Annotated in this window: 17 protein-coding genes and 1 pseudogene; 5 read left to right on the top strand and 13 right to left on the bottom strand. The window is 73.2% G+C overall.

Annotated elements, in window-relative coordinates; translation table 11 throughout:
• Nucleotide 1: 1 nt before the first annotated feature.
• From IE313_RS30795 to IE313_RS30785, 3 genes are all read right to left on the bottom strand, one after another.
• Nucleotides 2-5,083 carry a non-ribosomal peptide synthetase gene (locus IE313_RS30795; protein ID WP_189938065.1) on the bottom strand — a complete coding sequence of 1,694 codons (5,082 nt, stop codon included), beginning with the start codon at nt 5,081-5,083 and terminating at the stop codon, nt 2-4.
• 15 nt (nt 5,084-5,098) lie between these two features.
• On the bottom strand, nt 5,099-5,308 hold the full coding sequence (locus tag IE313_RS30790; RefSeq protein WP_189938064.1) for an MbtH family protein: 210 nt from the start codon (nt 5,306-5,308) through the stop codon (nt 5,099-5,101).
• Between the two features lie 422 nt (nt 5,309-5,730).
• Nucleotides 5,731-6,774, bottom strand: coding sequence for an EamA family transporter (locus tag IE313_RS30785; RefSeq protein ID WP_229925102.1), 1,044 nt, complete (start codon nt 6,772-6,774; stop codon nt 5,731-5,733).
• 84 nt (nt 6,775-6,858) lie between these two features.
• On the opposite strand from IE313_RS30785, the gene IE313_RS30780 reads away from it, so the two are divergent.
• On the top strand, nt 6,859-7,782 hold the full coding sequence (locus tag IE313_RS30780; protein ID WP_189938063.1) for a LysR family transcriptional regulator: 924 nt from the start codon (nt 6,859-6,861) through the stop codon (nt 7,780-7,782).
• A gap of 282 nt (nt 7,783-8,064) precedes the next feature.
• On the opposite strand, the gene IE313_RS30775 is transcribed toward IE313_RS30780, so the two are convergent.
• The gene (locus IE313_RS30775; protein ID WP_229925101.1) at nt 8,065-10,116 is read right to left on the bottom strand and encodes a glycoside hydrolase family 31 protein; all 2,052 of its coding nucleotides are present in this window, start codon (nt 10,114-10,116) and stop codon (nt 8,065-8,067) included.
• A gap of 544 nt (nt 10,117-10,660) precedes the next feature.
• Between IE313_RS30775 and IE313_RS30770 the strand changes: the two genes are divergently transcribed.
• Together IE313_RS30770 and IE313_RS30765 are read left to right on the top strand one after the other, a co-directional pair.
• Nucleotides 10,661-11,131 carry a DUF4396 domain-containing protein gene (locus tag IE313_RS30770; protein WP_189938060.1) on the top strand — a complete coding sequence of 157 codons (471 nt, stop codon included), beginning with the start codon at nt 10,661-10,663 and terminating at the stop codon, nt 11,129-11,131.
• Between the two features lie 184 nt (nt 11,132-11,315).
• A complete protein-coding gene (locus tag IE313_RS30765) occupies nt 11,316-11,684 on the top strand; it encodes a tetratricopeptide repeat protein (protein ID WP_189938058.1) in 369 nt (122 codons plus the stop codon).
• 135 nt (nt 11,685-11,819) lie between these two features.
• Here the strand turns inward: IE313_RS30765 and IE313_RS30760 are convergent.
• The 8 genes and pseudogenes from IE313_RS30760 to IE313_RS36095 form a co-directional block, all read right to left on the bottom strand.
• Nucleotides 11,820-12,032: pseudogene (locus IE313_RS30760) on the bottom strand (peptide-methionine (R)-S-oxide reductase); the annotation flags it as partial.
• Nucleotides 12,033-12,203: 171 nt separating this feature from the next.
• Complete coding sequence (locus tag IE313_RS30755; RefSeq protein WP_189938056.1) at nt 12,204-13,031, bottom strand: SMP-30/gluconolactonase/LRE family protein; 828 nt, start codon at nt 13,029-13,031, stop codon at nt 12,204-12,206.
• Complete coding sequence (locus IE313_RS30750) at nt 13,028-14,530, bottom strand: bifunctional 3-(3-hydroxy-phenyl)propionate/3-hydroxycinnamic acid hydroxylase (RefSeq protein WP_189938054.1); 1,503 nt, start codon at nt 14,528-14,530, stop codon at nt 13,028-13,030. The genes IE313_RS30755 and IE313_RS30750 overlap by 4 nt, the downstream gene beginning before the upstream one ends.
• 30 nt (nt 14,531-14,560) lie before the next feature.
• Complete coding sequence (locus IE313_RS30745; protein ID WP_189938053.1) at nt 14,561-15,484, bottom strand: VOC family protein; 924 nt, start codon at nt 15,482-15,484, stop codon at nt 14,561-14,563.
• Between the two features lie 13 nt (nt 15,485-15,497).
• Nucleotides 15,498-16,361 carry a fumarylacetoacetate hydrolase family protein gene (locus IE313_RS30740; RefSeq protein ID WP_189938052.1) on the bottom strand — a complete coding sequence of 288 codons (864 nt, stop codon included), beginning with the start codon at nt 16,359-16,361 and terminating at the stop codon, nt 15,498-15,500.
• Nucleotides 16,362-16,471: 110 nt separating this feature from the next.
• The gene (locus tag IE313_RS30735) at nt 16,472-16,870 is read right to left on the bottom strand and encodes a YciI family protein (protein ID WP_189938051.1); all 399 of its coding nucleotides are present in this window, start codon (nt 16,868-16,870) and stop codon (nt 16,472-16,474) included.
• Nucleotides 16,871-16,960: 90 nt separating this feature from the next.
• Nucleotides 16,961-17,776, bottom strand: coding sequence for a beta-keto acid cleavage family enzyme (locus IE313_RS30730; protein ID WP_189938050.1), 816 nt, complete (start codon nt 17,774-17,776; stop codon nt 16,961-16,963).
• A 1-nt stretch (nt 17,777) separates the two neighbouring features.
• On the bottom strand, nt 17,778-17,906 hold the full coding sequence (locus tag IE313_RS36095; RefSeq protein WP_268256809.1) for a hypothetical protein: 129 nt from the start codon (nt 17,904-17,906) through the stop codon (nt 17,778-17,780).
• A gap of 265 nt (nt 17,907-18,171) precedes the next feature.
• On the opposite strand from IE313_RS36095, the gene IE313_RS30725 reads away from it, so the two are divergent.
• The gene (locus IE313_RS30725) at nt 18,172-18,882 is read left to right on the top strand and encodes a GntR family transcriptional regulator (RefSeq protein ID WP_189938049.1); all 711 of its coding nucleotides are present in this window, start codon (nt 18,172-18,174) and stop codon (nt 18,880-18,882) included.
• A 107-nt stretch (nt 18,883-18,989) separates the two neighbouring features.
• The gene (locus IE313_RS30720; RefSeq protein WP_189938047.1) at nt 18,990-19,367 is read left to right on the top strand and encodes a hypothetical protein; all 378 of its coding nucleotides are present in this window, start codon (nt 18,990-18,992) and stop codon (nt 19,365-19,367) included.
• Between the two features lie 29 nt (nt 19,368-19,396).
• Here the strand turns inward: IE313_RS30720 and IE313_RS30715 are convergent, their stop codons facing one another.
• On the bottom strand, nt 19,397-19,852 hold the full coding sequence (locus IE313_RS30715; protein WP_229925107.1) for a TetR/AcrR family transcriptional regulator C-terminal domain-containing protein: 456 nt from the start codon (nt 19,850-19,852) through the stop codon (nt 19,397-19,399).
• Nucleotides 19,853-19,866 lie beyond the last annotated feature (14 nt).

Raw genomic sequence — 19,866 nt, 5'->3', positions numbered from 1 at the left:
GTTAGGGCCTCTCCGTGGTGACGGGCCCGCGCGCCCTCCTGGGCAGCGACGGGATGGGTACGGGGGAGTCGTCCGCGGGGGCGGGCGAGCGGGTCAGTTCCTCGGCCAGCCGGGCCACGCTGCGCGCGGTGAACACCTGCGCCGCGGACACCGGGCGGCCCAGTTCCCGTTCGAGCAGCCCGACGGCGCGCACGGCGTGCACGGAGTTGCCGCCGAGCACGAAGAAGTCGTCGTGCACCCCGACGGCGTCCAGCCGCAGGATGCGCGCCCAGACCTCGGCGATGCGGCGCTCCAGTTCGGTGCGGGGCGCGGTGCCCGACGGCGCAGCGGTGCCGCTCGGCGGTTCGGGCAGCGCGGCACGGTCTACCTTGCCGCTGCTGGTGACGGGCAGTTCGGCCAGGACCGCGTAGCTGTCCGGCACCATCGCCCGGGGCAGCCGCTCGGCCGCGTGGTCGCGCAGTGCGGCCGGGGTGGGGGCGCCACCGTGCGCGGCGACCACGTACGCCACCAGCGCGCTCGTGCCGTCGGAGCCGTCCCGCAGGACGACGACGGCCTGCGCGACCTCCGGGTGGGCGGCCAGCGCGGCCTCGACCTCTGCGGTCTCGATGCGCACGCCGCGGTGCTTGACCTGGGTGTCAGCGCGGTGGTGGTAGTGCAGTCGGCCCTGAGCGTCGTGGTGGGCGAGGTCGCCGGTCCGGTACATCCGCCCGCCCGGCACACGGGAGTACGGGTCGGGCACGAAGGCCGCCGCGGTGCGTGCGGAATCGCCCAGATAGCCGCGGGCGGGCATCCGGCCTCCGATGTAGATCTCGCCGACGGCGCCGGGCGGTACGGGGCGCAGGTGCCGGTCGAGCAGGTAGACCCGGGCGCCGGGGACCGGGCGGCCGATGTCGGGACTGCGCCCGGCCGCCACCTCGCCGAGGGTGGCGCAGACGGTCGCCTCGGTGGGCCCGTAGGCGTTGACGAACCGCCGGCCCGGCGCCCACAGGGCGGCCAGTGCGGGCGGGCACGCCTCGCCCGCGGTGACCAGGGTGCGCAGGTGGGGCAGCCGCTCGGGGGCGCCGGCCGGCAGGGTGGTCAGGGTGGAGGGGACCAGCGTGGCGACGGTGATCCGGTCCTCGGCCAGCCGTTCGAGCAGGGCCCGGCCGAGCCGGTCGGGGTCGGGCACGACGTGCACCGCCGCGCCCGCGCACCAGGCCGCGTAGACCTCCCACACCGAGGCGTCGAAGGTGAGCGACGCGTACTGGGCCACCCGGTCGTCCGCCCCGATCCGCAGCAGTTCCCGCTGGGCCGCCACCAGGTGGCGCAGGTTGTCCCGGGTGACGGCGACCGCCTTGGGACGGCCGGTGGTGCCCGAGGTGTGCAGCACGTAGGCGAGGTGGCCGGGCGCGGGCCGGGCCGGGCGGAGCGGCCGGCCGCCGTCCGCCTCCTCGTCTCCGGCGGGGTCGCCGGTGGGTTCGCCGGCCAGGACGGTGGTCCCGGGGGCGATACGGCGCAGCCGCTCCGCGTTCGGCTCGTCGGTGAGCACCAGCACCGGCGGGGTCTGCGCGAGCAGGGCGGCGAGGCGCAGGTCGGGGTGGTGCGGGTCGAGCGGCAGGTGGGCGGCGCCGGCCAGGTGCACCGCGAGCAGGGCCGTCAGCGCCTCGGCACCCCGCGGCCGGCAGAGGGCCACGACCGTGTCGGGTCCTGCGCCGTGGGCGCGCAGCAGCCCGGCCAGCCGTCCGGCGCGCTCCAGCAGCTCGCGGTAGGTGACCACCCGGCCGGCCTCGACGATCGCGGGAGCCGCGGGCCGCCGGGCGGCGGCCTCCTCGATCTGCCCGGCGACACCCCGGTCCGCCCCGGCCGCCCCGGCCGCGGCCGCCCACGGGCCGAGCAGGGTGGCGCGTTCGTCCCGCGCCAGCACGTCGACCAGGTCGGCCGGCACGCCGGAGACGCGGGGCAGGGTCGTGAGGAGCTGCCGCAGGACACGGCTCAGGCTCGCCGCCACGCCGGGGTCGACGGCGGCCGGGCGGTACTCCACGGTGACGTCGATGCCGAGGGGTGTGCCGTCCTCGGCGTACCGGTCGGTCGCGTCCACCACGAGGTCGAACCGGGCCTCGGCGGGCCTGGGCAGTTCGACGCGGGCGGTGGCGCCCGGCAGCGACAGCCGCGGCGCCGCGTTGTTCTGGAGGACGAGCAGGACGTCGAAGAGCCGGCCGCGCGCCCGGTCCCGACCGGCGCCGACGGCCTCGGCGACCTCCTCGAACGGCACGTCCTGGTGCGCGTACGCGGCCACGTCGGCCCGGCGCACCCGCTTCAGCAGCTCGGCTGCGGTGGGGCCGCCGGACAGGTCGGTGCGCAGCACCAGGGTGTTGGCCAGGTAGCCGACGAGGTGCTGGAGGTGCCTCTCGTCGCGCCCGGCGGCGACCGTGCCGAGCACCACGTCGTCCCCGGCACCGAAGCGCCGGAGCGCGATGGCGAGGGCGGTGTGCAGACCCATGAACAGGGTGCAGCCGTTGGCCCGCACCCAGTCCGTGAGCCGGGCGTGCGCGGCGGCGTCCACGTGGACGCGCAGCGCGGCGACGGCCGGTCCCGCGGCGTCCGCGGCCGGCCGGGCTGCGGGCAGCGCGGAGGTGTCCGGCAGGTCGCGCAGGACCTCGCGCCAGTGGGCGAGCTGTTCCTCGCGCGGGCTGCCCGGCCCGGTGCCGAGCACGGCACGCTGCCACTGCGCGTAGTCGGCGTACTGCACCGGCAGCGGGGTGCGGAAGGGACGGTCGCCGCCCGCCGCGCGGATCCGGTAGGCGGTGGCCAGGTCGGCGACGAGCGGGCCCAGCGAGGCGCCGTCGACGGCGGTGTGGTGGGCGAGCAGCAGCAGCGCCTGCCTGGGCGTACCGCTGTCGGCGGCGGGCAGCTCGAACAGCGTGGCGCGCAGGGGCAGTTCACGGGCCAGGTCGAAGTGGTGCCGTATCGCCCGCTCGACACCGTCGGCCAGAGCGGCGTCGGTGGCGGCGGCGACCTCCAGGGCCGGGCGGGCGTCGCCGGCGGGCACGAGGCGCTGGACCGGCTCGCCGTCCACTTCCTCCAGCAGGGTGCGCAGTGCCTCGTGGCGCTCGCTCACGTCTGCCAGGGCGGCGGCCAGCGCCGCCCGGTCCACCGGGCCCTGCCAGTGCAGCAGCACCGGAACGTTGTAGGCGACCCCTTCTCCCATCCGGTCGGCCAGCCACAGCCGGCGCTGCCCGTAGGAGGCGGGCGGCGAGGCGGGCCGGGGCGCGGCGCGCAGCTCCGGCCGCGGCCGGGCGGGGCCCTCGCCGTCGACCGCGGCGGCCAGCCCGGCGGCGGTGGGGGCGTCGAACAGGGTCCGCGAGTCGAGCCGCACCCCGAAGGCGGTGTTGACCCGGGCCAGCAGCCTGGCTCCGGACAGGGAGTCGCCGCCCAGGGCGAAGAAGTCGTCGTGCACGCCGGTGCCGCTGGCGCCGAGGACCTCCTCGACCAGGTCGCGCAGGCGTGCCTCGGTGCCGGTGGCCGGCCCGGTGCCGGCGGCCGGCCCGCCGCTCCCGGAGCGTGCGCCGGTGAAGTCGGGCGCGGGCAGTGCGGCCCGGTCCACCTTGCCGCTCGCGGTCAGCGGCAGTGCGGGCAGGACGACGAACGTGGCGGGCACCATGTGCGCGGGGAGCGAGCGCGCCGCGTGCGCGCGCAGCGCCTCCGCGGCCGGGGGCCGGGCGGCGTCGGACGGCACGGCGTAGCCGATCAGCCGCTTGGCCCCGGCGGCCCCGGCGGCCACCACCACCGCTCGGGCGACGTCCTCGTGGGCCTGGAGCAGCGCCTCGACCTCGCCGGGCTCCACGCGAAATCCCCGGATCTTCACCTGGGCGTCGGTGCGTCCCTCGTAGTGCACGACGCCGTCGCCGTCGACCCGGGCCAGGTCGCCGGTGCGGTACATCCGCGCGCCGGGCTCGCAGGCGTACGGATCGGGCACGAAGCGTTCGGCGGTCAGGTCGGGGCGGTTGGCGTAGCCGTCGGCGAGTCCGGCGCCGGCCGCGTACAGTTCGCCGACCGTGCCCGGCGGCACCGGGCGGAGGTGCTCGTCGAGGACGCGGACGTGCTTGCCCGCCAGGGGGCGGCCGATGGGCACGGCGGCCCCGGCGGTGTCGGCGTCGGCCACCCGGTGGTGGGTGACGAAGACGGTCGCCTCCACGGGGCCGTAGCCGTTGCCGACCGTCAGCCCCGGGTGCCGGCGCAGCGCCCGCCGCAGATGGGCGGGCGAGGCGGGCTCGCCGCCGACCAGGAGCTGCCGCACGCCGTCCAGGGCGCGCGGGTACTCGTCGATCAGCACGGCGGCCAGGCCCGCGGACAGGTAGAGCCCGCTCACGCCGTGTTCGGGGAGCAGTTGGGCGATGCGTACGGGGTCGGGCCGCTGCCCGGACTGCAGGACGCAGGTGCCCCCGGAGACCAGCGGTCCCCACAGCTCCAGCGCGAACGCGTCCCAGGAGACCGGGGAGGACTGCAACCACACCTCGCCGGGCCCGAAGGAGAGGAACTCCTGGCCGGTGACGGTGGCGACCAGGGCCTCGTGCGAGGTGGCGACCGCCTTGGGCACGCCGGTCGACCCCGAGGTGAACATGACGCAGGCGGTGTCGCGGGGACCCGGGGCCGATGCGGCGGCCGGGGGACCCCCGGGCACGGCGGCCCGCTCCGCGGGGCCGTCGACGAGCAGCAGGTGGGGGGCGGACGGGCCGGAGCCGAGGCGGTGGGCCGGGCCGGCAGCCGTGACCACCGTGCGCACACCGGCCGCCGCCACCTGCCGGCGCAGCCTCTCGTCGGGGAACTCCGGGTCCAGCATCGTGTAGGCGGCACCGGCCTTGAGGACGGCCAGCGCAGCGGCCACCAGACCGGTCCCGCGTTCCAGGAGGACGCCGACGGTGTGGCCGCGGCGGACACCGGCGGCGCCGAGCCGTGCGGCCAGCCGGTCGGCGGCCGCGTCGAGGTCGGCGTAGCTCAGGGCCTCGCCCCCGTGGACGAGCGCCTCGGCCCGGGGCGTCGCGGCGGCCTGCCGGGCGAACAGCTCGTGGAGGCACCCGGGGCGGGTGTCGGGGTCTGCTGGCATCGTCTTGTCGTCTCCTCAGCCGGCCGCGCGCGCCACGCTCGCGGGCCGGATGTCCGGCCAGTGCTCCTCGACGTACGCCAGGCACTCGGACCGGCTCCCCGAGGCCAGCACGGTCCGCCAGCCGGGCGGTACGTCGAGGTGCACCGGCCACAGGGAGTGCTGGTTCTCGTGGTTGACCACCACGCAGAACGTCGCGGTGTCGTCGTCGAAGGGGTTGGTCGCCATCGCGTTCTCCTCGGCTCGCACCCGTGCCGGCCGGCCGGGTGCCCTGGACTGGTTGGTGCGGGGGGCTGTCGTCCCGGGGCAACGGGTCGGCGGTGGGCGTCGGGGGCGCCCGGCCCGCAGCCCGGGACGGCGGTCCCGGCGCGGACCCTCCGGGGCCGGGGATGCGGGCGCTGGCGAAGGGGGGTTCTCCGGTGACGAAGGCATGTGGTTCACCGTCGTTCCGTCAAAATCGAAGAAATGTGTCGCATGTCATGCGCGACGACGCAGGGACGGTAACAGCAACCCGTCAGGAGGGTCAAAGTCTTGGCGGACCGTCAAAACCCCTGGTGGGCAACGGAAGTGAGGGACTGCACTCCGCTGGCGTCAGCCTGCCGCGGCGTCAGAGGTACAGGCATTTTCGGACTCGACCGTCATAAAGTCGGTCACTTTCGTTCGGCATTTCCACGGTGCGTGATCGATACCTTGCGCTCCGGATCGCTCGGCCGAGGCGCGAGCTCCGGCATGTCCGACGGCGCGTCCGACGGCGCCGGCTCCGGCACGTCCGACGGCGCCGGCTCCAGCACGTCCGACGGCGCCGGCTCAGCGTGCGAGGGCGTCGGTGCGGAGCGGGCGCCGGTACGGGTGGCGCCGATTCCGGCGATGACGACGAAGGCGATACCGGCCGCCGGTGCCGGGTCCGGCGTCTGGCCGAGCACCAGCAGGCCGATCAGCACGGCGATGGCCGGTTCGAGGCTCATCAGGGTGCCGAAGGCGGAGGTGGTCAGGCGGCGCAGGGCGAGGAACTCCAGGGCGAAGGGCAGCACGGGGCTCAGGGCGGCCAGCCCGAGCATGATCCACAGGGTCGGCCAGGAGACCCGGGCCGTAAGGACGGGTGCGGCGATGGCCAGGGCGACGACGCCCGCGACCGGCATGGAGAGCGCGAGGCCCTTCAGCCCCGTGACGCTGTCGCCGACGCGCTGGGTCAGCAGGATGTAGGCGGCCCAGCAGGCCGCGGCGGCCAGTGCGTACCCCGCACCGAGCAGGTCGAGCCCCCCGTGCCAGGGCTCGGTCAGCAGCACGACGCCGAGCGCGGCCGCCGCGGTCCACGCCTTGCGCTCCCGTCCGGGCCCGTACAGCGAGACGGTCAGGGGGCCGAGGAACTCCAGTGCGCTCGCGGTGCCCAGCGGCAGGTGGGCGAGGGCGAGCATGAACAGGAGCATCATGCCCGCGGTCACGGCCCCGAGCACCGTGCAGGCCAGCAGGTCCCCACGGGTGAAGTCGCGGCGCCGGGGCCGGACGAGGACCAGCAGGAGCACCCCGGCCCATCCCACGCGCAGTCCCCCCGTCCCGAGGGCTCCGAGCCGGTCGAACAGGGGCACCGTCAGCGCCGAGCCGAGCTGGACGGTGCACATGGAGGCGACCGCCATGAGGAAACCGGCCCGGGCGGCGTCCGGGCGCGACGAGGCTGAGGACCCGCGCGAACTCATGGCCCCAAGTAGAGGGCCCGGGCACCGTTCGTGTCCACGTGCCGATCATGGACGTTCCGTTCGCCGATCCTGAACAATGAGGCCATGGAGACACGGCGCCTGCGGCTGCTGGTGGAACTGTCACGACTCGGCTCGATGCGTGCGGTGGCCGACGCGGTGGGGACCACCACCTCGACCGTCTCGCAGCAGCTCGCCGTCCTCGCGCGGGAGATGGGCACCGCCCTGATCGAACCGGACGGGCGGCGGGTGCGGCTCACCCCGGCCGGCCGCCGCCTGACCGAACACGCCGTGACCATCCTCGCCGCGGTCGAGACCGCGCGCCTCGACCTCGCTCCCGGCGCGGAGCCCAACGGCACCCTGCGGGTCGCCGGGTTCGCCAGCGCCGTCCGCGCCCACCTGCTGCCCATCGTCACCGACCTGTCCGCGGGCCATCCGCGGCTGCGCGTCCTGGTCCGCGAGCACGAACCCGCCGAGGCCCTGCACCTGCTGGCCACCGACGAGGCGGACCTGGCGCTCACCTACGACTACAACCTCGCCCCGGCGGACCCGGATCCCGCGGTGCACACCATCACACTGTGGACGGCCCCGTGGGGCCTGGGCGTCCCCGCCCCGGCCGACGTGCCCGAGGCGGCGGACGCACTGGAGGTCTTCGCCCGCTTCCGCACGCACGACTGGATCGTCAACTCCCGCAACACCGCCGACGAGAGGGTCATCCGCACCCTGGCCTCGATGGCGGGGTTCACCCCCCGCGTCACGCACCAGGCCGACAGCCTCGACCTGGTCCAGGGCATGATCACCGCAGGACTGGGCGTGGGGCTGCTGCCGGTCGGCGCACCCACCGTCCCCGAGGTCCGCCTTTTGCCGCTCACCGGTCCACGGGTGGTGATGCGGGCCTACGCCGTCGCCCGCCACGGCCGCCTCGCCTGGCCCCCGCTCACCCTGGTCACCGGCCTGCTCGCCCGGCGGACCGCGGACGCGGCCCCGGATGCTCCCGCACCGCCCCCGTAGTGCCCGCCGCCCGGCCCGCACGAGGGCCCGTTCCCCGGCCCCGTCCGCCCCGAACCTCGGGCGACTGCGGTTGTGCGCTGCGTCCACGGCCACGCCCAGGTGTGCACACCGTCGGGCCCGCCAGGACGGCAGCGGCGCGGACGGCGACGGCGACGGCGACGGCGACGGCGACGGGCGGAACGACGGTCCTGGCCCTCGGCCGGGGCCCGGACGGCCCGCGGGCCCCCGCCGGCAGCCGCGACGCCTGCCGGCGGGGGTGTTCTGCGGGTCGGCCCCAGACGCTCACGTCCGGGGCCGCAGGGCCTTGACCGCCTTGGCGGCGCCCTCGGCCCCCAGGTGCACGAAGGCCGGGGTGACGCCGAGGGGCGCCGCATAGTCCTTCAGGGTCCTGGGACCGCGGATCACCGTGCCCTGGTTGACGTCGTACCAGGTGCCCGGCGGCAGGTGGACGGCGCGGGTGGCTCCGGCGGCCAGTTCGGGCGCCGCCAGCACGGCCGGGCCGAGCATCCACTCGTCGTTGACGGTGTAGCCCTCCTTGTCGCCGGGGAAGTCGAAGAAGAGCGGGCGCATGATCGGATCGCCCGTCTTCAGCGTGTGCTGGACCTGGTCCCAGATGTACGGGGCCAGCCTCTCGTGCCGCTGTATCGCTTCCCGGTACAGGTCGACCGTCTCCTGGTCGTAGTCGACCTTCTGGCCGGTCGTCACGTCGACGGTGTCCACCGGTGACGTCGATCCGTACATCAGCGGCATCAACGAGGCCGACTGCGCCCACCGCACCAGCACGTCCTTCGACGGCGCCGGCTGGCTGAGGGAGCCGCCGATCATGTCGGACTCGATGAACGGGTAGCCGATGGTGGAGATGGCCAGGTTCTGGCTCACGGACGCCCTGAGGGAGTCCCAGCCGGTGCCCTTGTCCACCTGGCGGGTGACGAAGCCCGCCTTGTGCGCCGTCCCGTCCCAGTGCACGCGGATACCGGCGCCCTGGAGGTCGAACTGGTCGGCCAGTTCGCTGCCCAGGCGCTGGTAGTCGGATGCCTTGTAGCCGTCGTGCGGGGCGCACTTCTCGTCGAAGAAGCGGGTGTCGAACTTCAGCCCGTCGACGTCGTAGGTGCTCATCAGCGTCTTGAGCCTGCCCTCGTACCACGCCTTGGCCTCGGGGTTGGCGAGGTCGACGATCCCGGCGGTGCCGTTCCACCACGTCACCTCGCACGGCTTGGCGGGGTCCTCGGCGTCCTTGAGCAGATAGCCCTTGTCGGCGGCCTCCTGGTAGTTCGCGGAGTCCAGGTTGATCCAGAGGGTGACCCAGAGGCCGAAGTCGAAGCCCATGGCGTGGATCTTGTCCGACATGGCCTTCGGATCGGGGTACGCGGTGGAGTCGAAGGTCAGGTTGCCGTAGTTCGACTCCCACTTGTCGTCGAGCTGGATGGTGTGCCCGTCCAGCCCGTTGGCCTTGAGGTCGGTGGCGTAGTCGAGCAGTTTCGCCTGGTCGACGTGGGTGTAGAACTGGGCCCACGAGTTCCACAGCGGTTTGGCGTACTGCTCGTAGGTGGCGTCGCTCTTGGTGGGTGAGCCGACGATCCCGATGTAGTCGCGGTAGACCTCCAGGGGCGTCGACTCGACGAACACGGTGGCCCGGTAGGTGTCCGCCGACTCCACGGTGAAGCGTCCGATGCCGTCCTTGCCGCCCTCGTTGATCGCCACGTCCATGACGTGTCCGGTGTCGACCCGGAGCCCGGTCGAGCGGGAGGTGTACCAGAAGGGGTCGATCATGCTGTACGAGGCCGGCCCGAAGTTCTCGTGCTCGACCTCGCCGGCGTCCAGGGGCCACGGCTGGTCGACGCCCGGGCCGCCGGCCGGTGTGTCGGCCTCGCCGTGGCCGTACCAGTGCCCGGCCGACGAGAGGTCGTAGGCCAGACCGAGCTGATCGGGGCTGCCGCCCTTGACGTCCCAGTCGAGCGCGTAGCGGTCGGCCTCGGGCGTCACCCGTGCCTCCACCGTGGCCCCGTCGAGCGTGGTGTCCGCCGTGAGGGTGAGGACGCCGCCCTCGAAGGTCCAGCCGGTCAGCCCGGTGGCGTGCTGCCAGGTGCCGTGGGAGCGGAAGCGCAGGCCCCCGGTGTCCCCGGCGGCGGACCTGAGCACGGTCGCGCCTGCCCGCCGGGTGGTGAGGAGGAACGCGTCCTTGTCCACGTCCACGGTGTAACCGGGCGAGGTCCGCCCGGCCGGCACGCTGAGGGAGACCGTGCCGGGAGTCTCGGTGACCTTCGGGTCCGGCGCCGCGTCGGCGCGGCCCCGGGCCTCGGCCCTTGCCTCTGGGGCATGGAGCAGACCGGTCACGGGTGACAGGAGGAGCAGAGACAGTGAGGTGGCCAGGAAGACGGTGAGGCTACGCCTGCGGGAATGTGCACGCACCACTCATGCCCTTCGGAGGGTGGATCACGACGTCCTTGAGCTGCTGTGCAGTTGACATGTTCAATTCTGTTCATAATCTGGCCGTAAACGTCATGTGTCAACACTCCTTGCTGCTCGTCTCGCCTCCCGAGCACCATTGGCACCCCCGGCAACACGCCCACCGACGCCGCGACTTGCGGGTCCCGCCGCCGGGCCCGGCCGGATCCGGGAGCGCCGCCGCCGGGCCCGGCCGCACACCGGGCCCCGGGCCTTGGGTGCGCACGAGCGCACCGGTGCCCGGGGCTTCGCACCGCGCGGGTCCGGTCCGACCACCGGGCGCACGCCCTGGCCGGCAGGCGGCCGCGCCCGGGAGCGCGGCCGCCCTGGTGCGGTCCGCCGCGGGATTTGGTCCCCTGGAAGTGGGTGGCCGGTGGGCGGCCGGCAGGCGGCCGCCGCGGTCGGGCCACCCCGGGCAGGAAGGGCGCACGCCATGGGTCACAGCGGGCACGGCGCTCCGGCCCGCACCGGCGCGGGCTGGGGCATCGCCGCGAAGGCCACCGGCCACTGCCTGGCCGGCTGCGCCCTCGGCGAGATCCTCGGCATGGTCATCGGCACCGCCCTACTGTGGGGCAACGTCCCCACCATGGCCCTGGCGATCACCCTGGCCTTCTGCTTCGGCTACTCCTTCACCCTCTACGCCGTGCGCCGCGCCGGCCTGCGCTGGAAGGCGGCCGTACGGACCGCGCTGGCCGCCGACACCGTCTCCATCGCCGTGATGGAACTCGTGGACAACGTCATCATCGCCGCCGTCCCCGGCGCCATGGACGCTGAGCTGACCGACGGACTCTTCTGGTACGCCCTCCTCGGCGGCTTCGCCGTCGCCTTCCTGGTCACCACACCCGTGAACAAGTGGATGATCGGCCGCGGCAAGGGGCACGCGGCCGTGCACGCCCACCACTGACCACCCCGCCGAAGGGGCGTTCGCCTTCGCCCTGAACCAGGTCGCGCACCTGCTCGCCGCCCGCCGCACCGGCGCCCGGCACGATGCCCAGGCGGCATGCCCAGGCGGCGGCCGGGGCCGCCCGGCCCAGTCAGTGGAATATTCAACTGTCTGGCTCCGTTGCCGGACCCGAAGGAGGTCGCGCATGGACATCACATACGACGTCCCCAGGCCCGCGTACTACACGCACGGAACCCCGGCCGAGCGCTGGGAGCGCGCGCGGATGTTCTTCGACGCCAAGGACTACGCCGCGGCAGCCCGCGTCCTCGACGGGCTGGTCGCCGAGGTGCCGGAGCAGACCGGACCGCGGCTGCTGCTGGCGCGGGCCTACTACCACTCGGCCCAGTTGCATCGCGCCGAGGCGGAGTTGCGCGTCATCGTGGAGCGCGATCCGGTCGAGCACTACGCCAGGCTGATGCTGGGCCGCACCCTCGAACGCCAGGGGCGCGCCGAGGAGGCCGGGACACACCTGCGTGTCGCCGCGGCTCTGTCGGGTGACCTCAGGCAGACCTGAGCCCGCCGATCCATACGCACGTCGGGTCCGGCTTCCTCGGAAGCCGGACCCGACGTGCGTATGGATCGGCCCGACTGCGGCCGGGGCCCGGAGCTCCGGGCGGCCGGGAACGCGGATCCCGGACGGCCCGGGCCCTCACTGCTCCTCGGCCGGCTCCAGCCGCAACGAGATCGAGTTGATGCAGTAGCGCTGGTCCGTGGGCGTGGGGTAGCCCTCGCCCTCGAAGACATGGCCGAGGTGGGACCCGCACCTGGCGCACCGCACCTCCGTGCGGACCATGCCGTGGGAGTCGTCGTGGAGGAGCTCCACCGCGTCCGTGTCCTTCGGGTCGTAGAAGGACGGCCATCCTTAGTTCAGATACGGTCTGAGGTAATCGAACGGGGAACTCGCGTTAACCGGCATGTCCATCCGGAGCATGCTGCGTACCGCGCAAAGCGCCCATCAGCGTCTCCAGCGACCGCCGGTCGCCGGCGGGGTCGAACGCTTCCGGGAGGCCGTGCGCGGAGCCGGCGCGTTCGCTCACAGGTCGATCACTTCGACGCTGCTGGTCACCGTTTTGTCGGCGACGGCCTGCATCACCGGTCGCCCGCCGCTGTTCGCGACCGTCACGAACAGCCGTGAGCGCCCGTCGGTGGTGCAGGCCACGGGCGATCCGGGGGCGAAGTCGAGGATGTGGTCCACTCCGTCGGGTGTCACCCGGACGACGGAGTGGCCGGTGAGGGTGCAGGCCCAGACCCCGGTGCCGTCCGCGGTCGCGCAAATGCCGTCCGGACGGGCCTCTGGGCCGGCGGCCTTACGCAGGTCGGCGTAGAGCCTCGGGTCGGTCAGGGTGCCGTCGGGGCGCACGGTGTAGGCCATGAGGCGCTGTTCCCAGGTCTCGGCGACGACCAGCACGCGGCCGTCGTCGATGAAGGCCAGGCCGTTGGGGAACTGCACGCCCTCGGCCGCGATCCGGGCCTGGCCATCGGCTCCGACGTGTACGATCCGTCCCGGCTTTGGCTCCTCGCCCAGGTGCGCGGTGTAGCCGACGTCGTCGACGTAGAGTCCGCCGTGCGCGTCGCCCACCATGTCGCCGAGCGGGCCGGTGGCGACGGCGGACAGATCGGCGTAGGGGGCGAACTCTGTGCCGTTCCATGCCCCTACCCGTCGCTCGGTCGTGACGGCGCCCACGAGCCGCCCGTCGGGGAGGAACCACAGGCCGTTGGAGCGCGAGGTCAGCGCGGTGAACGTCCACGCGCCGCTTCGATCGGTCCAGATGCCCCCACGTTGCGGGTCCGAGGCCCACAGCGCGCCGTCGTGCCAGCGTGGGCCTTCACCCCAGGTGAGTCCTGCGGCATAGCGCGTCATGCGACGCCCACCGCCTTTCCTGTCAGTTGGTCGATCAGTTCGGTCGTCGCGGAAGCGAGCGCGTCGGCGCCGGCCGTGGCCGCGAACACATAGCGGTCGGGGCGGACGATCGCGGCGTCCGCACCCGCATCGGCAAGCCATCGGGTGGCCCGCGGTGCGAAGTCCGGCAGCGTGACGGCACCCAGCCGGGCCCACCGCTCCCGGGTGGCGGTGTCCACCGCGTCCAGCACCCGCGTGGAGCCCAGCACGGCGAACTCGTAGCCGACCAGGTCGTCCATGAGCGTTCCGCCGGTGTCGCGGGGTTGTGGGGAGAGCGTGCCCCGCAACGGGTGGGCAAGGCCCAGTCCGGGTCCGAGCGGGCCGTGGCGCCGGTCGACCACGCCGGTCGCTGCGATCGGCTCACCGCGTCCGGCTGCGGCGATCATCCGGGACTGCCGCGCCGACTCCGTGATCAGGTCCTCCACGTGCGGTGCGCGCTCCGACTCGTAGGTGTCGAGGAGGTCTGCCGTGGCGGCCCCGCGAACCACGGCCGCGAGCTTCCAGGCCAGGTTGGCGGCGTCCCGCAGTCCGGAACACATGCCCTGGCCCAGGAGAGGGGGCATCTGGTGGGCGGCGTCCCCGGCGATCAGGAGCCGGCCCGAACGCCATCCGCGCGCCAGCCGCGCGTGCCAGTCGTACACGTCGGTGCGCAGGATCCGGTAGCTGTCCGGAGCCAGGTAGGGCGCCAGCAGGTCATAGATGACTTCGGGGTCCTCGAACGGCGTCGGGTCGTCGTCGCCGATGAGCATGAACTGGAAGCGGGAGATCCCGTTGGCGGCCGGCTGGTGGGTGAACGGCAGGGCGCCGCTGCGGATGTAGGTCGAGGTGGCGGGCAGGGCGGTGATCGGGACGAATTTGTGCACGTCGACAATCACGGAGCGCTGCGAGCCCTCCAGGTCCCGCATCCCGTCGCTCACGTGCTCACGCAGCCGCGAGTTCGCCCCGTCGCAACCGACCACCCAGGCGGACGTGATCGTCCGCACGCTGCCGTTCCTGCGGTGACGTGCCGTCAGCAGGGTGCTGTCGCCGTCCTGCCGTACCTCTGTCGCCTTCCATCCCAGCCACAGGTCGGCGTGCCGCGACGCGGCCAGACGACCCCGCAGGGTGGCCTCCAGGTCCGGCTGGAAGAACTGGTAGTCCAACTGGTAGCCCTGGTCGGTCTCGTGGGCCGGCACATCCCAGTTGACCAGGCGCTCGCCCTCCGGGCTGAAGATCTCCAGGCCGGTCTGCGCCATGTACGTCTTCTCCACACCCCCCATACCGAGGGTCTGGAGCAGCCGTACGCACTCGTCGTCGATGTGTGCCCCGCGCGGATGGTGGCAGGGGATCACGATGGGGTCGATGACGGCGACCCTCATACCGCGCCGGTCGAGCAGATTGGCGAGCGCCAGGCCCGTCGTCCCCGCGCCGACGATCACGACGTCGTAGTTGTCGCGGGCGTTTCCTTCGTTCCGTGCCATGTGGCTTCCGTTCGGTCGGTGCCGGCGGGGTCAGCCGGCGGTGTGGGCACCGGTCATGCGGGCGGCGAGGTCCTCGGGGTTCACGAACGACGGCGGGGGCGGTGGTCCCCATCTGTAGAGACCCTTGTCCTCCTCCCAGACGCGGGCGTCCCACAGCTCGTCGTCGACGACGCAGTCGAGGTCGGAGCAGTACTCGGCGAACGTGCCGGCCGGATCCCGCAGGTACCAGAAGAAGTTCGACCCGATGTGGTGACGGCCCAGGCCCCACACGTGCCGTTCGGGGTGCCCTTCGAGCATCGCGGTGGCCCCACGGCCGACCTCGTCGACGTCGTCCACCTGCCAGGAGGTGTGGTGCAGGAACGTGACCGGGGCCCGCTGGACGAGGACGTTGTGGTGGTCGGTCGAGCAGCGCATGAACGACGCCGCGTCCCTGACCTGGTCCGAGACCTCAAGGCCGAAGCCGTCGGTGAAGAACCGCTGGGAGACCCCGGGGTCGGGCGAGCCGATGACGACGTGCCCCAGCCTGCGCGGGACGACCCGCCCCGAGCGCAGGATGGCCGGCGCCCGGGTACCGGCGCGGGCCGGGGCGCCGGGGCCGTTGTACACCGGCGCGGGCACCGGGGCCTGGGTCAGCCGGGGCGTGACACGAGCGGTCACATGGACTCCGGTCACCGGTTCTGGGGCGGTCACCGACGAGGCGTCCCGTTCGGCCACCACGTCGATCGCGTCCAGCCGCGAGGAGATCCGGGCGATGTCGTCGGGGTCGTCGACTGCCATCTCCATAGCGAGGAGGCGTCGGAACGGGGCGGTCTCGAAGCGCAGTTGGCGCCCGCCGTCGCGGGTGGCGAGCCATCCGCCGCCAGCGTCCGCGAGCCCGAACTCCCGGTAGTACACCCGGGCCGCCCCGACGTCCGGCACACCTATGGTCAGTGATGTGAGCATGTGCAGCGGCACGTCGCTCCTCCAGTCATCGCGCGGCGCCGACGGCAGGCTGCCCGGCGGCGAACGCGTTGCGCAGCCGTCCGACGCCCCCGACCCAGGTCTCCAGGACGTCTCCTGCGGTGAGGTAGCGCTGCGGATCACGGGCGTGGCCGACACCGGACGGGGTCCCGGTGAAGAGGAGGTCGCCCGGGAGCAGCGGCAGCACCGCGGACAGCCGTTCGATCAGAACGGACACGGGGAAGATCAGCCGGCTGGTGCTGCCGGATTGCACCACCTCGCCGTTGACGCTGCACCCGATCTCCAGCGCGTCCGGGTCGGTCAGTTCGTCGGGGGTGACCAGTTCGGGCCCGGTCGGCGCGAATCCGGGAAAGAACTTGCCGATGCTGAACTGCGCCGGTGAGCCGATGAGCTGGCGGGTGCGCTCGGACAGGTCCTGGCCCACCGTCAGCCCGGCTACGTGACTCCACGCCTTCTCGGCCGGGACACGGTGGGCGCACCGCCCGATGACCACGACCAGTTCGGCCTCCCAGTCCACCGTGTCGCCCGGCAGGGCGACCGTGGCGTACGGTCCGGTCAGCGAGGTGCGGAACTTGGTGAAGACCGATGGTTCGGCCGGAGCGGTGAACCCGTTCTCCCGCGCGTGGTCGGCGTAGTTCAGGCCGACGGCGAAGACCTGCGCGGGGCGTGGCACGGGCGCACGCAGCTGTCGAGGGTCGTAGCGGACCGTGGTGGAAGCGTCCGCGGTGGGGGCCCAGTCGGTGAACTCCTCCCACCGCTCATAGATGGATTGCGGGTCGGCGGAGAAGCGGTGGTCGCTGGCTCCTTCGACATCGATGGCGGTCTCGTCGCGGAGAATCACGAGTCGACCGGCCAGATTGGCGATGCGCATCGCGCCGGAGTCCTTTCGTCGGGAGATCGGTCGGCCAGGACCGGACCGTGGCGGCCGAGGGGAGGAACGATGGCGGCACCGACGCGACGGGCGCCGGCGACACCGGACGCTCATGCCAGGTGGGCCCTGCCCGTGGAGTAGTCGACCCGCACCTGGACGGAGCCTTCGTTGAGCAGCCAGGGCCGCACGCGGAAGGTGCGCGCACCGCTGCGGTGCATCGGATCGGCCTCGGCGTACCGGATGGCCTCCTCCTTCGAGGTGGCCCGGTAGACGAAGAATCCCTCCCCGTCCCAGGCGTCCTCGGCGTCGTTGGCGAGCGGCCCGGCCGCCCACATCACGCCGGTCTCCTCCAGGTGCACCTGGTAGGCGGCGTGCTTGTCGAGCACGTCGAGGACCGGGCCGAGGCCGTTCACCGGCACGGTGGTGACGGCGTAGAGCTGCTTCACGAGAAAGCCCCGGGCCCGTCCGTCCTTCTTCAGTTGATCCCACGACATCGTCGGCTCGGACATGTGCTGACTCCTGTTCCACGGGTGCGGGGGTGCGGCGGGCTCGGTGGGAGCCGGCGCCTGAGTGTCTTGCCGATGAACCGGTGATCGGTCTCAGCGGTCGAGTGCGAGGAGCTCCCGGGTCTGCGCCACCGTCGCCGGCCGGCTGCCGAGGGCGCGGACGAGCCGGGCGGCGCGCTCCACGAGCGGCGTACTGCCGTGCGCGAGCTCGCCCTTGCGGAGCAGGTACAGGGTGTCCTCAAGGCCGGCGCGGGCGTTCCCGCCCAGGGCCAGGCCCATGGCGGTCAGTTCCAGGTTGTGCCTGCCGACCGCGATCACCTGCCAGATCGCCCCGGCCGGCAGGCGCTCGCGCAGGAGCATCAGGTTGGCCGGGGTAGCGGCCATCCCGCCCGCGACTCCGAGGACGATGCTGAATTGGAGGGGATCTTCGAGGAGCCCCTCGTCACGCAGCCGCAGGCACGCCTCCAGGTGACCGGTGTCGTAGATCTCCAGCTCCGGCCTGATCCGCAGTTCCCGCATCCGTCGCGCCAGATCGCGCACACCCGCCGGCGGGTTGCGGAACTCCCCGGCACCGAAGCTCATCGAGCAGGGGTTCAGCGTCGCCATCTCCGGCCTGAGCTCGACCAGGCCAACGCGCTCCTCGAAGGGCACATCCAGGCCCACCCCCGTGGAGACCTGGACCAGGATCGGGCAACGGTCACGGATCATGCCGATCGTGGTGCGAGCGATGTCGCGGGAGGCCGTCGGGCGGTCCAGGCGGTCGCGGAAGTGCAGGTGGGCCACGGTAGCCCCGGCCCGGTGGGCCTCCGCCACCGCCGTGGCGATCTCCTCCGGCTGCGTGGCGAGGGAAGGGTTGTCCTTCTTGGTCGCGATGGGCCCGGTGGGCGCCACGGTGATGATCGCGGGCATGTCACTCCGCCTTCAGGACGGCGAACCCGCCGTCGACGTTGAGGATGTGCCCGGTGACGAAACCTGTCCCCGGGCCGAGCAGGAACTCAAGTGCCCAGCAGCCGGGCCGCCGCGGCGGCGCCGATGCCACCCGTCCCGCCGGTGGTCACTGTCGTCGACATCCCTCACCGCGCCTTCCAGCCGATCGGGCGTAGCGTCGAACGCCCCCATATAATCGATAATTTTTCAAAGAATCGATTTTCATCGTACTCTGACGGTTGCTGCTGTCAACAGCAACCGAGGGCGCCGGATGGCTCTTCGCATCGCAGTCAGGAGGAGGTGAGTTCGATCGGACCTCTGGGCACCCACGACACCACCCCGGCCGAGCCGATCGCCCGGATCGGTAGGATCGAGCCGTGACCACGACCGCCCCGAAGCGGGGATCCCGCTCCCAGGACGTCTACGAGCGCATTCGCGCGGACATCCTGGCCGCGCGGATCCCCCCCGGCACCAAGCTGAAGGTCAACCCCCTGTGCGAGCGGTTCGGCGTGAGCCTGTCCGTCGTACGCGAGGCCCTGACCCGGCTGTCGGAACAGCGACTGGTCCGGTCCGAGCCGCAACTCGGCTTCAGCGTGGTCCCGTTGGACCGCGCGGGGCTGCTCGACCTCACCAACGTCCGGGTGGAACTGGAGACCACGGCACTGCGCTGGGCCGTCGAGCGCGCCGACCTCTCCTGGGAGACATCCGTCGTCGCCGCGCTCTACCGGCTCGGGCGCACCCCACCGCATGTCAAGGGCGACGAGGACAGGCTGTCCGACGACTGGTGCGCCGAGCACGCCGCGTTCCACATCGCTCTCGCGGCCGGGTGCGGAAGTCCCCTGCTGATGGAGCTGCGCCAAGGGCCCTACGACGCCGCGGAGATCTATCGCCGATGGGCGAGACCCGCCGCGACGCAGCCGCGTGACGTCCAGGGGGAGCACACCGCGATCGCCGAGGCCGCCACCACCCGGAACGCCGAACTCGCGGTCGAGTTGCTGGAGCGGCATATCCGTCGCACCACCGAGATCCTGCTCACCAGCGAACTGATGGGCCCCGACCGGTCCGCGGCGCCCTCCGGCGACGGCTGACCCGGGGCGGCCGGGGCGCTCCTACAGCGGACTGGCCACCAGGGCGCCCCGCGCCGTCACATGCCGGCGCCGGGCTGTGGTCGTGCGCCGGAGAACCGCATGGGGGCGTGCGCGGGATCAGCTGGTCCTCCGCCGTCGATCAGATGATCGCCGCCTGCGATACGGTCATCGGCCTCGGCGCTCGAACGATTGTCCCGGGCCACGGGCCCGTCACCGACAACGCGGGGGCCGCGACGGTGAAGCGGTACTTCCGCCATGTCCGGGACGAGGCCCGCCGGCAGTTTGACGCAGGCGTGCCCGCTCTGGGTGCCGCGTTCGATCTGGATCTCGGGGGTTTCGCCGACTGGAGGGACTCTGAGCGCGTCGTCGCCACTGTCGACGCGCTCTACCGCGAGTGGGACCCCGGCCATCCCCCCGCCGACCCGGTGCGGCTTTTCCGGCACATGGGCCGTTACCACCGTCGCGCCACTGGCGGAGCCGGCTGACCGATCCGCGTCGCCCACGCTGTCTCGCCTCACCCCTGCGCAACGGTGCGGCCTGGAGTCCGGCGAGCACGAATTCCAGGCCTCGGGTGAACTCCTCGCCGGAGTGCCGCATAGTCAGGTCCGCCAGCCGGGCGAGGGTGGGCAGTTGGTCCCCGGCGAGGTCGGCGACGCGACCCGCTTGCCTGTGCGGCGTCGCCGCCGGGAGCGAGGGGACCGGCGAGTTCGGCCTGGGCGACGCCCATGACGAACGCCATGACGGCCCGGAAGGCGGCCGGCAGGTCGGGGCCGTCCAGCCCACCCCGGGCAAGGGCCGCGGCCAGCGCCTCGGCGGGAGCCAAGGCGGCCGGTGAGGACGTGCGTCGGGTCAGAACGAGCGGGACGGCTGCCGGGTGTTCGCGGACGGCCCGATACAGAGCGGTGGCGGCGGCGCGGACGTCGGCGAGCCAGTCATCCGTGGGCTCTGCCGTGTCGACTCGCGCCGCCACGGCGTCGACCACGA

The sequence above is a fragment of the Streptomyces sulfonofaciens genome (assembly GCF_014656295.1).
Classification (GTDB): domain Bacteria; phylum Actinomycetota; class Actinomycetes; order Streptomycetales; family Streptomycetaceae; genus Streptomyces; species Streptomyces sulfonofaciens.
Note: the sequence above shows the minus strand (reverse complement) of the source record. Positions and strands in the feature narration are given on the sequence as shown.

Bases quoted from the DNA above. Each gene is read 5' to 3' on its own strand.
- IE313_RS30795 (WP_189938065.1), bottom strand. From the start codon at position 5,083: ATGCCAGCAGACCCCGACACCCGCCCCGGGTGCCTCCACGAGCTGTTC.
- IE313_RS30790 (WP_189938064.1), bottom strand. From the start codon at position 5,308: ATGGCGACCAACCCCTTCGACGACGACACCGCGACGTTCTGCGTGGTG.
- IE313_RS30785 (WP_229925102.1), bottom strand. From the start codon at position 6,774: ATGAGTTCGCGCGGGTCCTCAGCCTCGTCGCGCCCGGACGCCGCCCGG.
- IE313_RS30780 (WP_189938063.1), top strand. From the start codon at position 6,859: ATGGAGACACGGCGCCTGCGGCTGCTGGTGGAACTGTCACGACTCGGC.
- IE313_RS30770 (WP_189938060.1), top strand. From the start codon at position 10,661: ATGGGTCACAGCGGGCACGGCGCTCCGGCCCGCACCGGCGCGGGCTGG.
- IE313_RS30765 (WP_189938058.1), top strand. From the start codon at position 11,316: ATGGACATCACATACGACGTCCCCAGGCCCGCGTACTACACGCACGGA.
- IE313_RS30755 (WP_189938056.1), bottom strand. From the start codon at position 13,031: ATGACGCGCTATGCCGCAGGACTCACCTGGGGTGAAGGCCCACGCTGG.
- IE313_RS30750 (WP_189938054.1), bottom strand. From the start codon at position 14,530: ATGGCACGGAACGAAGGAAACGCCCGCGACAACTACGACGTCGTGATC.
- IE313_RS30740 (WP_189938052.1), bottom strand. From the start codon at position 16,361: ATGCGCATCGCCAATCTGGCCGGTCGACTCGTGATTCTCCGCGACGAG.
- IE313_RS30735 (WP_189938051.1), bottom strand. From the start codon at position 16,870: ATGTCCGAGCCGACGATGTCGTGGGATCAACTGAAGAAGGACGGACGG.
- IE313_RS30730 (WP_189938050.1), bottom strand. From the start codon at position 17,776: ATGCCCGCGATCATCACCGTGGCGCCCACCGGGCCCATCGCGACCAAG.